This window comes from Luteimonas changyuni (assembly GCF_039548395.1).
Classification (GTDB): domain Bacteria; phylum Pseudomonadota; class Gammaproteobacteria; order Xanthomonadales; family Xanthomonadaceae; genus Luteimonas.
On sequence record NZ_JBCLUZ010000053.1, the window covers coordinates 1 to 12708 of the forward strand.

Genomic DNA, 12708 nt, shown 5'->3' on the forward strand with positions numbered 1-12708 from the left:
AGGCAGGGGGGATGCCCAGAGCCGGCCATGGATGGCCGGCGGCCGGAACTGGGAGCAGGATGCGCATATTCCGGCTGGGCATCCCCCCTGCCTCCACGGCGGGCAGCGCACTCCCTCCCGGAGCAATCAACCGAAAGCCCCCACCACCGGCACTCCGGCATCACGCATACCCGCGTTCTTTGCCCGTCCCGGAGGCACCGTGCGAGAATTGGCGGCTGCTGCCTCCGTAGCTCAGCTGGATAGAGCGTCCCCCTCCTCAACCGAAAGCCCCCACCACCGGCACTCCGGCATCACGCATACCCGCGTTCTTTGCCCGTCCCGGAGGCACCGTGCGAGAATTGGCGGCTGCTGCCTCCGTAGCTCAGCTGGATAGAGCGTCCCCCTCCTAAGGGGAAGGTCGTGCGTTCGAATCGCGCCGGGGGCACCACTTTCGCCTCAAGGAGTTTCCCCATGCCCCATCCCGTCCTCACCGCCCTCGGCCTGTCCGCCACCGAACCCGGCACTTACCTCGGCAACGGCGAGTGGTCCAAGACCCGCGATGCCGGCGTGCTGGAGCCCGTGAACCCGACCGATGGCGAGGTGCTGGCACAGGTGCACGCCACCTCCGCCGAGGACTACGAAGTCATCGTCGAGCGCGCCCAGCGCGCGTTCAAGACCTGGCGCACCACGCCGGCGCCGCTGCGTGGCGAAGCCGTCCGCCTGTGCGCCAACGCGCTGCGCGCCAACAAGGACATGCTGGGCTCGCTGGTCGCGCTGGAGATGGGCAAGTCGAAGCCCGAAGGCGACGGCGAGGTCCAGGAGATGATCGACATCGGCGACTTCGCCGTCGGCCTCTCGCGCCAGCTCTACGGCCTGACCATGCACTCCGAGCGCCCGGGCCACCGCATGTACGAACAGTGGCAGCCGCTGGGCGTCATCGGGATCATCTCGGCGTTCAACTTCCCGGTAGCGGTCTGGGCCTGGAACGCGCTGATCGCGGCCGCCTGCGGCGACATCTCGATCTGGAAGCCCTCGGGCAAGACCCCGCTGTCGGCGATCGCCTCGATTCGCATCTGCAACGAGGCACTGCGCGAAGGCGGCTTCCCGGACCTGTTCTTCCTGTTCAACGACACCGACAACGCGCTTGCCGAGCGCATGGTCGACGACCGGCGCGTGGCGCTGATCAGCTTCACCGGCTCGACCAGGGTCGGCCGCCAGGTCGGCGAGCGCGTCGCGCGCCGCCTCGGCCGCTCGCTGCTCGAGCTCGGCGGCAACAACGCCATGATCGTCGACGAAACCGCCGACCTGAAGCTCGCGATCCCGGCGATCGTGTTCGGCGCCGTCGGCACCGCCGGCCAGCGCTGCACCAGCACCCGCCGCGCCTTCATCCACGAGTCGATCTACGACGACGTGCTGGCCAAGCTGAAGGCCGGCTACGCGCAGGTGGAAACGAAGATCGGCGATCCGACCGACCCCGCCAACCTGATGGGCCCGCTCAACAGCCAGTCGGCGGTCGATGCCTTCCTGGCGGCGATCGAACAGGCCAAGGCCGCCGGCGGCACGGTCGAGAGCGGCGGCACGGCGTTCACCGACCGCAAGGGCTTCTTCGTGCGTCCGGCGATCGTCACCGGCCTGGCCCACGATGCCGAGGTGGTGCAGACCGAAACCTTCGCGCCGATCCTGTACGTGATGAAGTATTCGGAGCTGGAAGACGCCATCGCCATGCAGAACGACGTGCCGCAGGGCCTGTCGTCGGCGATCTTCACCACCAACCTCAAGCGCGCCGAGGCCTTCCTGTCGGCGGCGGGTTCGGACTGCGGCATCGCCAACGTCAACATCGGCACCTCCGGCGCCGAGATCGGCGGCGCGTTCGGCGGCGAGAAGGACACCGGCGGCGGTCGCGAGTCGGGCTCGGATGCGTGGCGCGCGTACATGCGCCGCCAGACCAACACCATCAACTACTCCGACGCGCTGCCGCTGGCACAGGGCATCAAGTTCGACCTCTGAGGACCGCATGTACGGCCTGGCGCGCCCCTTCCTCTTCGCACTCGACGCGGAGCGCGCGCACGGCCTTGGCCTGTCCTCGCTCGAGGCGCTGCACCGCATGCGGGTGCAGCGCCTGCTGGGGGGCGTGCCGCGCGCGTTCCCGACCAGGGCCTTCGGGCTGAGCTTTCCCAACCCGGTCGGCCTGGCCGCCGGGCTGGACAAGAACGGCGAGCACATCGATGCACTGCTGGGGCTCGGCTTTGGATTCGTCGAAGTCGGCACGGTCACGCCGCGGCCGCAGCCGGGCAACCAGAAGCCGCGCATGTTCCGCCTGCCCAAGCACCAGGCCATCATCAACCGCCTGGGCTTCAACAACGACGGCGTCGACGCCCTGGTGCGCAACGTCGGCCGCGCGCGCCGCCGCGACCACGGCCTGCTGGGCATCAACATCGGCAAGAACAAGGACACCCCCAACGAGTCCGCGCACGTCGATTACCTGCACTGCCTCGAGCGGGTGTATCCGCTGGCCGACTACGTCACCGTCAACATTTCCTCGCCCAACACCGCCGGCCTGCGCGAGCTGCAGGAGGAGCAGTCGCTGCGCCACCTGGTGGGCACGCTGCGCGAGGCGCAGGAGCGGCTGGCGTCGCGCCACGGCCGCCGCGTGCCGATGCTGGTCAAGGTCGCGCCCGACCTCAGCGATGAGGACATCGACGCCGCCGCGCGCGTGCTCGGCGACCTGGGCGTGGACGGCGTGATCGCCACCAACACCACGGTGTCGCGCATCGCAGTGCAGGATCATGCGCACGCGCACGAGTCCGGCGGGCTGTCGGGCGAGCCCTTGATGAACAAGTCCACCGCGGTGCTGCGCATGCTGCGCACCCGCCTGCCGGAGGGCATCCCCCTGATCGGCGTTGGCGGCATCCTTTCCGGCGCCGACGCGGCCAAGAAGACCGCCGCCGGCGCCTCGCTGGTGCAGCTGTACACAGGCCTGGTCTACCGCGGCCCGGCGCTGATCGGCGAGTGCGTCGAGGCCATCCGCCGGCGCAAGGAAGCGCCGAGCCGCGGCAACCTCCCGAACCTGTGAGTGCCGCCGCCATCGACGCAGACCCCGCGGTGCGCTGGACGCGCGACGCCGACCTCGGCGCGCGCACCAGCTTCCGCGTGCCCGCGCGCGCGGCCTGGCTGGTCGAAGTGGCCGATGCCGATGCCCTGCCCGGCGTCCTTGCCGATCCGCGGATGGCGGAGGGACTGCTGGTGTTCGGCGGCGGCAGCAACCTGCTGTTCGCGGGCGACTTCGGCGGCGTCGCGCTGGCGCTCACGGGCGATGCGATCACGCACGACGCGCACGGCGCGCACGGCAACGACGGTGATGGCGACGGCGATGGCGACGGCGACACCGTCATCGTGCGCGCCGAGGCCGGCCGCGGCTGGCACGACTTCGTGTTGCACACCCTGGCGCTGGGGCTGTCCGGTCTCGAGAACCTGTCGCTGATCCCGGGCACGGTCGGCGCCGCTCCGATCCAGAACATCGGTGCCTACGGCGTCGAACTCGACCGCCGCGTGCACGCCGTCGAGGCCTGGGACCGCGAACGCGGCGCAGCGGTACGCCTGGCCGCGGCCGACTGCGGCTTCGCCTACCGCGACAGCCGCTTCAAGCGCGAGCCCGGGCGCTGGGTGGTGACCGCGGTGGAGTTCATCCTCTCGCTCACGCCGCGGCTGGAGCTCGGCTACGCGGGCCTCGGCGCCGAACTCGAGGCCATGGGCCTCACCGCGCCCACCCCCGCGCAGGTCTCCGACGCGGTCTGCCGCATCCGCCGGCGCAAGCTTCCCGATCCGGCCGTGCTCGGCAATGCCGGCAGCTTCTTCAAGAACCCGATCGTGCCGTCGGCGCAGGCTGACGCCCTGCTCTCCGGGCATCCCGGCCTGCCCTGCTTCGACGCCGGCAGCCCCGGCCTGCGCAAGCTGTCGGCGGCCTGGCTGATCGAGGCCGCCGGCTGGAAGGGCCATCGCGATGGCGACGCCGGCGTCGCGTCCGGCCACGCGCTGGTACTGGTCAACCACGGCAACGCCAGCGGCGCGGAACTGCTGGCGCTGGCCCGCCGCATCGCCGCTTCGGTGCAGGCGCGTTTCGGCGTCGCGCTGGAGCCGGAACCGCGCATCATCGGCGCGCACTGGTGAGCGCGGCGGCGGCGGTGAGCCCGCAGGCACGCGCTGCACTGCTGATGCTCGGAAGCACCAGCTTCTTCGCCGCGATGGCAGTCACCATCCGGCTCGCCTCCGCTGATCTTTCCACCTACCAGATCGCGTTTTTCCGCAATTTTTTCGGCCTGCTGTTCCTGCTGCCCTTCCTGTTCCACGGCCGCTGGCAGCTGCCGCGCACCACCCAGCTGCCGCGCTACGTCCTGCGCTGCGCGATCGGTGTCGGGTCGATGCTCTGCGGCTTCTGGGCGCTGGGCCACCTGCCGATGGCCCAGGCGATTGCGCTGTCCTATGCCACGCCGCTGTTCGCAACGGTGGCGGCGGTGTTCATCCTGGGCGAAGTCGTGCGCATGCGGCGCTGGTCGGCGGTGCTGATCGGCCTGGTGGGCGTGCTGGTGATCGTGCGCCCGGGCAGCACCGACTTCAGCCTCGGCACCCTGGTGGCGCTGTCCGGTGCCCTGCTTGCGGCGCTGGTCGCAATCCAGATCAAGCAGCTCTCGCGCGTGGACGCCGCGGACACGATTGTCTTCTACACCTACGTGTTCTGGGTGCCGATGTCGCTGGTGCCGGCGCTGTTCGCCTGGCAGTGGCCGCAGGGCATCACCTGGCTCTGGCTGTTGCTGCTTGGCGCGTTCGGGACAGGCGGCCAGCTGCTGTGGACGCGCGCGCTGAAGATCGGCGAGGTCTCGGCGCTGCAGCCGATCAGCTTCGTGCAGCTGCCGCTGGTGGCGCTGGCGGCCTGGCTGCTGTTCGGCGAAGAGCCCACGCGATGGACCCTGCTCGGCGCCGGCATCATCCTGGCCGCCAACATCTACATCGCGCACCGCGAAGTGCAGCTTGCGCGGCGCGCGGCGACCAACGCGCCCGCCGAAGCGGCGAAGCCGGGCGAATAGCGGAATCGCGGCGGGCCGAGCACAGCCTCAACCGCGCCGGCCAACCGTGGCGCTACCGCCCACCCGCGTCATCGCGCAGACTGTCGGCCAGCTCACGCAGCGGCGGCGCCAGGCCGTCCGGTTCGGCCGCAAGCAGCGGCGCGACCAGATCGGCCCACACCGCCTCCGAGTCGGCAGTGCGCCCAGCACCCGCCAGCGCATCGGACAGCTGCGCCGCGGTCGCGACCGTCAGCGGATGGTCCTCACCGGCCACGTCGCGGCGGATGACCAGCAGCCCGGCGAAGGCGGTGGCGGCGCCGGCATGGTCGCCAAGCTCCTGCAACGCCTCGGCGTGGATCTGCATGGCGGCATGCAGCTGCGGATGGCGCCGGCCGAGCACTTCGACAGCGGGCGGCAGCAGCTGCGCGATGCGGGCCAGCGAGTCTTCCGGGCGCCCCGACTGCAGCAGGGTCCCGGCGCGGTTGATGGCGATGAACAGCGTGTCCGGATGGGTCGGCCCCAGCAGCTTCGTGCGCGCCTCCAGCACCTCGGCCTGCATCGCAAGCGCGGCCTCGTAGTCACCGGCGCGTGCATACGTGGTGGACCGGTTCAACTTGGCGCGCAGGGTGGCGCGGTCGGCCCTGCCGAGTACGCGCTCCATCGCTTCGATCACGTCGGCACCGGTCTCCAGGGATTCTTCCAGCTCGCCCGCATCGCTCAGGAACGACACCAGGTTGCTGCGCGAGGACAGCGTGGCGGGATGCTCGGCACCCAGTCGGCGGCTGCGCAGGGCCACGACCTCGCGCTGCAGCGTGATCGCCCCCTGGACGTTGCCGGTCAGCACCAGCATCGGACCCATGTTGTGCAGTGCATCGATCGTCCCCGACCCGTCGCGCCCGAGTTCGCGCTCGTGGATGGCGGCCAGGCGTTCCATCGACACCAGGCCGGCAGCAGGATCGCCCATGCGCGTCTGCAGGATCGCCAGGCTGTTGAGGATCGACGTGGCTTCCGCGCCCTCGTCGCCCTGGGCGGCGGCGGCACGTGCGTGCAGCGCCTGCAGCCGGCGCAAGGATTCGGGACGGTCGCCCATCGAGGCAAGGATGCCGGCATCGGTATGCTCCATCCGCAGCCGCAGCGGGCCGTCGGCAGGCAGCTTGCCGGCGTGGATGAAGGCCGCGTCGATGGCCTCGCGGGCCGCTTCGGGATCGCCGCCAAGGAGCAACATCTCGGCCTGCTCGCGGCGCGCGTCCAGTGCACCCGGATCCCCGGGCCCGAGCTCACGCGAACGGATCGCCGCGGCCCTGGCGTAGCCCTGCGCCGCGACCGCGTGCAGTCCCAGCGCGGCGCGCACGGCCGCGACCGATTCGCCCAGGTCGGCGTCAAGCAGCGGCTGGGTGGCGAAGTCGCGCGCAATGGCCGCTTCCGCCCGCAGCAGGATATTGCCGTCGACCAGGCTGCGGGCGAGATCGGGCGTGCTGGCGTGGAACAGGACTTCCTCAAGCGCCGCGGCCGCCTCGGGCCCCGCCCTCTCGAGCTGCGCGCGCAGGCCCGCGGCCAGCCCGCTGCCCATGGCCTCGACGTCCATGTCCTCGAGCATCGACTGCTGGAACGCCGCCACCGTCTCCAACTGCGCGCTGCGCTCTTCCGCGATCGCGCGCTGCGCGCGGGCCTGCATCAGGCCGTGCACCGACATCGCCAGGCCGCCCGTCAGGGCGACCACCGCCACCGACGCCGCAAGCACGGCGGCGCGGTGCCGGCGGATGAACTTCACCGCGGTATAGCGTCGCGACGCGGGCACCGCCGACAGCGCGCGGCCTGCCAGGAACAGGCGCAGGTCGTCGGCCAGCGCCGCGGCCGACGGATAGCGGTCGGCGCGGTCATGGGCCATCGCGCGCGCGACCACCCAGTCGAGCTCGTGGCGCAGCACCCGCCGCATCCGCGGCACGTTCATGCCCTGCGCACGGGCCAGCCGCGCTCCTTCGTCCGGCGGCAGCGTGGCCAGGTGCCGGGACGGGAGGCGCAGCGTGCGCGTGCTGCCCGCGATGCTCTCGCCGGCAACGGCAGGGCGCTGCCCCGTGAGCAGTTCGAACAGCACCACGCCAAGGGAGTAGACATCGCTGCGGGTGTCGACCAGCGCCTGGTCGCCAAGGGCCTGTTCCGGACTCATGTACTCCGGCGTTCCCGCGACCTCCCGCTGGCCACCGGACGGGTCGCGAGCGACCGCGGTGGCCGCGGTGGCGATGCCGAAATCGATGATTTTCGGCAGCGCGCGGCCGTCGACTTCGTCCACCAGCAGGTTCCCGGGCTTGAGGTCGCGGTGCACCACGCCCTTCTGGTGGGCGTGCTGGACGCCCTCGCAGACGCCCACCAGCAGCCGCAGCCGCGCTTCAAGCGGCAGCGCATTCGCCTCGCAATACGTGGTCAGCGGACTGCCGGCAATGAACTCCATCGCGAAATAGGGCTGGCCATCGGGGGTGGTGTCGGCGTCGAAGACCTGGGCGATTGCGGGATGCCGCATCTGCGCCAGCAGCTGGCGCTCCACTTCGAAGTACGCCAGGTGCCGCGCCTCCAGGCGCCTGCCGCGCATCAGTTTGAGCGCGACCGTACGCCGCACCGGCTCCAGCTGCTCCGCGCGGTAGACCTCGCCCATGCCACCGCGGCCAAGGAGTTCGACGATGCGATAGCGCCCCAGGCGCACCCCCGCGGCCAGCGTGGCACCATCGCCCGTTCCGGCCGCGCCGGTGCGCGTAGCCAGAAGCTCGGTGCGATCGGGATCGTCGCCAGCGTGGATCATGCATCCCCCTTGCGGCCCTATCCTAGCGCGCACTCCAACTCCGGTACGGAGCGGGCTACACTTTCCGGTTCAGACCAGCGGGGCGCCATCATGGCGGACGAAACCACTCAGCGCACGATGCTGAGCGCAGGGCCTGCCAGCCCCGCGCCGCGATCGGCCTGCCTGGTGGTCATCCACGGCGAAGCCCTCGGGCGCCGCGTCGACATCGAGGACAGCGCCGTCCTCATCGGCCGCTCGCAGGACGCCGACCTCTGCATCGCCCACAAGAGCGTTTCGCGCGAGCACTGTTCGGTGTGGCGCGACGGCAACGACTACCGGATCCGGGACCTGGGCGCGACCAATGCCGTGCGCGTCAACGATGCGCGCATTGCCGAGCACGTCCTGTGCGACGGCGACCACGTCACCATCGGCGAGAGCATCCTCAAGTTCATCAGCCAGACCAGCGTCGAAGCCCGCTACCACGAAGAGATCTACCAGCTCGCCACCCATGACGCGCTGAGCGATCTCTACAACCGCCGCCACTTCTGCGAACTCGCCGACAAGGAGATCGCCCGCGCCGCGCGCCACGGGCGTGCCCTGGCGCTGTGCCTGATCGACGTCGACCTGTTCAAGCCGGTCAACGACCGCCATGGCCACATCGCCGGCGATGCGGTCCTGCGCCGGCTGGCCGCGGTGATCCGCAGCCACGTGCGTGATGACGACATCGCCGCGCGGGTGGGCGGCGAAGAGTTCTCGGTCCTGCTGTGCGAATGCGAGGCCGATGCCGCGCTGGCGTTCGCCGAGCGGCTGCGCGCGGCCGTGGAAGCCACCGGGTTCGACATCGGCGGCGAGCCGCACCGGATCACGATCAGCATCGGCCTCGCAACGCTTGCGCCGGGGCGCGCCAGCCGCAGCAGCCTGATGGCCGCCGCCGACGCCGCGCTTTACCGCGCCAAGGACGACGGCCGCAACCTGGTAAGGATCGAGGACTGACTCAGGCGGAGGTGGACGCACCGTAGCGGCGGTCGACATAGGCGTCGATCAGGCCCACGAAGTCATGGGCGATGTTGTCGCCGCGCAGGGTCACCGACTTCTCGCCGTCGACGAACACCGGCGCCGCCGGCGCCTCGCCGGTGCCGGGCAGCGAGATGCCGATATCGGCGTGGCGCGACTCTCCCGGGCCGTTGACGATGCAGCCCATCACCGCCAGCGTCAGGTGCTCGGCGCCGGGATGGGTGATCTTCCACTCCGGCATCTTCGCGCGCACATGCTCCTGCACGACCTTGGCCAGCTCCTGGAAGAACTCCGAGGTGGTTCGACCGCAGCCCGGGCAGGCGGTGACCATCGGCGTGAACGCGCGCAGGCCCATGGTCTGCAGCAGCTCCTGCGCCACGATCACTTCCTGGGTGCGCGACGCACCGGGCTCGGGCGTGAGCGAGATGCGGATGGTGTCGCCGATGCCTTCCTGCATCAACACCGCCAGCGCGGCGCTGGACGCGACGATGCCCTTGCTGCCGATGCCGGCCTCGGTGAGGCCGAGGTGCAGTGCAAAGTCACTTCGCTTCGCGAGGTCGCGGTACACCGCGATCAGCTCCTGCACGCCGCTGACCTTGCAGCTGAGCACGATGCGGTCAGCGCCCAGGCCCAGCTCGACCGCGCGCGCGGCGGAATCCAGCGCCGAACGGATCAGCGCCTCGCGCAGCACGCGGCCGGCGTCCCAGGGTTCGGCGCGCAGGGCGTTCTCGTCCATCAGCGCCGTCGCCAGCGACTGGTCGAGCGAACCCCAGTTGACGCCGATGCGCACCGGCTTTTGGTAACGCATCGCGAACTCGATGAGCTGCGCGAACTGCGTGTCCCGCTTCCTGCCGAAGCCGACGTTGCCCGGATTGATGCGGTACTTCGCCAGCGCCTCCGCACATGCCGGTTCGGCCGTCAGCAGCTGGTGCCCGTTGTAGTGGAAGTCGCCAACGATGGGCACCTCGATGCCCATCATCGCCAGCTTGTCGACGATGCGCGGTACGGCCGCGGCGGATTCGGCGTTGTTCACCGTCACCCGCACCAGCTCGGAGCCGGCGCGCCACAGTGCCGCGACCTGCTTCACGGTCGATGCGACATCGGCGGTATCGGTATTGGTCATCGACTGCACCACCACCGGCGCGTCGCCGCCCACGGCGATCCTGCCGACCATCACCTGGCGGGTGGGCCGGCGCGGCGCCGGGCCGAATGCCCATTCCTGCAGGCTCTGGGAGGTGCCGATGTGTGCGGTGCTGGAGATGGCGTTCATCGTTCCATTTTAGTCCCTGGCGTGACGGTTGTTTGGTTTCCGGTCGTCCCCAGTTCATGACCACGCCTTGCGAGGATCCACTGTGCCCTCTTCCACCGCCCGTATCGCCACTGCCGACGGCAGCCGCCTGATCAAGCGCCTGTGCACCCACTGGGCGCACAAGCTCGGGGTCGAATTCGACCAAACCAGCGCCCGCGTGGTGTTCGACGCCGACACGACCACCGATCTCGCCGCCACCGCGGACGCCCTGGAGGCCCGCGTCACGGCGCCCGACGCGGCCAAGCTGGCGCAGTTCCAGGGCGTCGTCGCCTCCCATCTCGAGCGCATGGCGCGCGGTGAGACCCTCGAAATCAGCTGGCGGCTGGACGGCGACCGCAGCTGAGGCGCTTTGCCCACGCCGCCTCGTCTGGCCAGCAGATTGACTTGGTTTGGCCGAGACGGAGGGTGGGTGGGCACTCCCCCGGCGTCGCAGTTGCGCTGCTCTTTAATGCCGGCTCCGTACCCACCCACCCTCCGCTGCGATCAGCAAAGCGAGCTGGGAAGAAAGCATCACGCCTTTGCCTTTCTGCTTTTCCCTGCGGCCTGCGAAGGCGGTTGCGAGGCGGGTTGGGGGGTGCGTAGTGAACATTCAGGGGCCGCAAAGCGGACCTGTTCACGGAGCACCCACCAATTCGCCGTTCCGCGGCCCCCGCGGACGCTGCGCCAACCCGCGCCCGCGACCGCGCCCCGGTATCCTGACCGGCATGCCGACCCCGCCCAACGACAACGTCCTCAGTCCCACCCAGCTCAACGCACTGGCGCGCAGCCTGCTGGAAGACGCCTTCCCCGTGGTGATGGTGGAAGGCGAACTCGGCAATTTCTCGCGCCCCGCCTCCGGGCACATGTATTTCACCCTGAAGGATGCCCGCGCCCAGGTGCGCTGCGCCCTGTTCAAACCCAAGAGCCAGTGGCTGAAGTTCCAGCCGCGCGATGGCCTGAAGGTCCTGGCACGCGGTCGGCTGACCCTGTACGAAGCCCGCGGCGACTACCAGCTGATCCTGGATTCGCTGGAGGAGGCCGGTGAAGGCGCCCTGCGCCGAGCATTCGACGAGCTGAAAGCGAAGCTGCAGGCCGAGGGCCTGTTCGATGACGCGCGCAAGCGCCTGCTGCCGGCGTACCCGCGACGGCTGGGCCTCATCACATCGCCGTCGGGCGCAGCGGTGCGCGACGTGCTGAGCGTGCTGGCGCGGCGCTTTCCGCTGGTCGAGGTCGATGTGCTGCCGGTGCCGGTGCAGGGCGATGCGGCGGCGGCGCAGATCCGCGCCATGCTCGAGCGCGCCGGGGCCAGCGGTCGCTATGACGTGCTGGTGCTGGCGCGCGGCGGTGGCTCGCTGGAGGACCTGTGGGCGTTCAACGACGAGGCCCTGGCGCGTGCGATCGCGGCGGCGCCGGTGCCGGTGGTGTCGGCCATCGGGCATGAGACCGACTTCACCCTGGCCGACTTTGCTGCCGATCTGCGCGCGCCCACGCCCTCGGTGGCGGCGGAACTGCTGGTGCCCAACGCGGTCGACGTCCGGACCCGCGTGCGCGGCCTGCACCAGCGCCTCGAGGCGTTGCACCTGCAGCGAATGCGCGACCGGATGCAGCGCGCCGACCGTGCTTCGCTGCGGTTGCAGGCACTGCGGCCGCAGGCGCGGCTGCAGGCGCTGGGCGAACGCCAGCAACAGGCGCTGCGCCGGCTGCACGCGGCCTGGCAGGCGCGCGAGACGGGACTCCGCGCGCGGCTGCGCCACGCAGAGGCGGTGCTGCGCGCGACGCGTCCCGAGCGCCGGCTCGCCATGCTGCGCGAGCGCCTGGCCATGCTTGCGCCGCGGCCGCAAGCTGCCATCGCGCGCAGGCTGCAGAACGACGCGCTGCGATTGCGCGGCATCGCGCGCTCGCTGGAAGCGGTCAGCCCGCTGGCCACCGTGGCGCGCGGCTACGCCATCCTCCAGCACGAGGATGGCCGCGTGGTCCGCGGCACGCGCGACGCCGCGCCCGGCGACCACCTGTCCGCACGCGTGGGCGACGGCCAGCTGCACCTGCGGGTCGAGCCCGGCGACGCCTGACTCCTGCCGCGGGAGCGACCACAGCCGCTTTTGTGGCAGCGGCCATAGCCGCGATCGCCCCCCGCCTTTGTGGGAGCGGCTATAGCCGCGATCGTCCCCCCCTTTTTTTGGTTCTTCTCCCAAGTGAGGGAGAGAGGCACACGGCCGACCCGGCGGAGTGGCTGGTTCTTCTCGCGGCTCCGGGGTGCTGACGTGACAGTTGGAGCACGTTGTTGCGGCGTGAGCTCCGTTGTGGTCCGCGCTGCCCGTCCCGCACACAGGGGGTGTGCTGCGCCGGCCGTCTCCGCGTCCTGCTCCCAGCGGCCGGGCGCCGGCCATCCATGGCCGGCTCTCCGCACACCCCCTGTGCACGGGACGGGCCGTGGCGTTTTCCTGCTTCGGGTCGAACATCAAGAGCGGGCGCGCGCTCGCGAGCGTAGGGGTCGCCCTGGCGTGGCTGCGCCGCTGATCCGGTGCCGACCGCCCGCTTGCGACATCTGCGTCGACGTTGCCCTCGTCCACCACCGCCCAAAAGGTCCGGGCCCG

General features: G+C 70.7%; 9 protein-coding genes and 1 tRNA gene. 8 read left to right on the forward strand and 2 right to left on the reverse strand.

Translation table 11 applies throughout. The features are described from left to right. Positions 1 to 350 precede the first annotated feature (350 nt). The 5 genes from WCD84_RS14105 (at position 351) to WCD84_RS14125 (ending at position 5060) form a co-directional block, all read left to right on the forward strand. Positions 351 to 427 (forward strand) — tRNA-Arg (locus WCD84_RS14105). A gap of 23 nt (positions 428 to 450) precedes the next feature. Further along, complete coding sequence (amaB, locus tag WCD84_RS14110) at positions 451 to 1986, forward strand: L-piperidine-6-carboxylate dehydrogenase (protein ID WP_343281772.1); 1536 nt, start codon at positions 451 to 453, stop codon at positions 1984 to 1986. Between the two features lie 7 nt (positions 1987 to 1993). After that, positions 1994 to 3052: a quinone-dependent dihydroorotate dehydrogenase gene (locus WCD84_RS14115; RefSeq protein WP_343256171.1), complete on the forward strand. Its 1059-nt coding sequence runs from the start codon at positions 1994 to 1996 to the stop codon at positions 3050 to 3052. Continuing rightward, complete coding sequence (gene murB / locus WCD84_RS14120) at positions 3049 to 4146, forward strand: UDP-N-acetylmuramate dehydrogenase (protein ID WP_343256172.1); 1098 nt, start codon at positions 3049 to 3051, stop codon at positions 4144 to 4146. Before WCD84_RS14115 ends, murB begins: the two co-directional genes overlap by 4 nt. Before the next feature lie 44 nt (positions 4147 to 4190). Continuing rightward, entirely contained in the window at positions 4191 to 5060 is an 870-nt protein-coding gene (locus WCD84_RS14125) for a DMT family transporter (protein WP_449280130.1), read from the forward strand. 52 nt (positions 5061 to 5112) lie between these two features. Here the strand turns inward: WCD84_RS14125 and WCD84_RS14130 are convergent, their stop codons facing one another. Continuing rightward, positions 5113 to 7833: a serine/threonine-protein kinase gene (locus WCD84_RS14130; protein WP_343281773.1), complete on the reverse strand. Its 2721-nt coding sequence runs from the start codon at positions 7831 to 7833 to the stop codon at positions 5113 to 5115. Between the two features lie 90 nt (positions 7834 to 7923). Here WCD84_RS14130 and WCD84_RS14135 point away from each other — a divergent pair, with 90 nt between their 5' ends. Continuing rightward, a complete protein-coding gene (locus tag WCD84_RS14135) occupies positions 7924 to 8805 on the forward strand; it encodes a GGDEF domain-containing protein (protein ID WP_343281774.1) in 882 nt (293 codons plus the stop codon). A gap of 1 nt (position 8806) precedes the next feature. On the opposite strand, the gene ispG is transcribed toward WCD84_RS14135, so the two are convergent. Then, positions 8807 to 10096 (reverse strand): flavodoxin-dependent (E)-4-hydroxy-3-methylbut-2-enyl-diphosphate synthase, encoded by a 1290-nt coding sequence (gene ispG / locus WCD84_RS14140; RefSeq protein ID WP_343281775.1) that lies wholly within the window; start codon positions 10094 to 10096, stop codon positions 8807 to 8809. Positions 10097 to 10178: 82 nt separating this feature from the next. Here ispG and WCD84_RS14145 point away from each other — a divergent pair, with 82 nt between their 5' ends. Further along, positions 10179 to 10478, forward strand: coding sequence for a DUF2218 domain-containing protein (locus WCD84_RS14145; protein ID WP_343281776.1), 300 nt, complete (start codon positions 10179 to 10181; stop codon positions 10476 to 10478). A 361-nt stretch (positions 10479 to 10839) separates the two neighbouring features. Next, positions 10840 to 12183 (forward strand): exodeoxyribonuclease VII large subunit, encoded by a 1344-nt coding sequence (gene xseA, locus WCD84_RS14150; protein ID WP_343256177.1) that lies wholly within the window; start codon positions 10840 to 10842, stop codon positions 12181 to 12183. Positions 12184 to 12708: the final 525 nt, after the last annotated feature.

Bases quoted from the DNA above. Each gene is read 5' to 3' on its own strand.
- WCD84_RS14130 (WP_343281773.1), bottom strand. From the start codon at position 7,833: ATGATCCACGCTGGCGACGATCCCGATCGCACCGAGCTTCTGGCTACG.
- WCD84_RS14125 (WP_449280130.1), top strand. From the start codon at position 4,191: ATGCTCGGAAGCACCAGCTTCTTCGCCGCGATGGCAGTCACCATCCGG.
- amaB (WP_343281772.1), top strand. From the start codon at position 451: ATGCCCCATCCCGTCCTCACCGCCCTCGGCCTGTCCGCCACCGAACCC.
- xseA (WP_343256177.1), top strand. From the start codon at position 10,840: ATGCCGACCCCGCCCAACGACAACGTCCTCAGTCCCACCCAGCTCAAC.
- WCD84_RS14135 (WP_343281774.1), top strand. From the start codon at position 7,924: ATGGCGGACGAAACCACTCAGCGCACGATGCTGAGCGCAGGGCCTGCC.
- ispG (WP_343281775.1), bottom strand. From the start codon at position 10,096: ATGAACGCCATCTCCAGCACCGCACACATCGGCACCTCCCAGAGCCTG.
- WCD84_RS14115 (WP_343256171.1), top strand. From the start codon at position 1,994: ATGTACGGCCTGGCGCGCCCCTTCCTCTTCGCACTCGACGCGGAGCGC.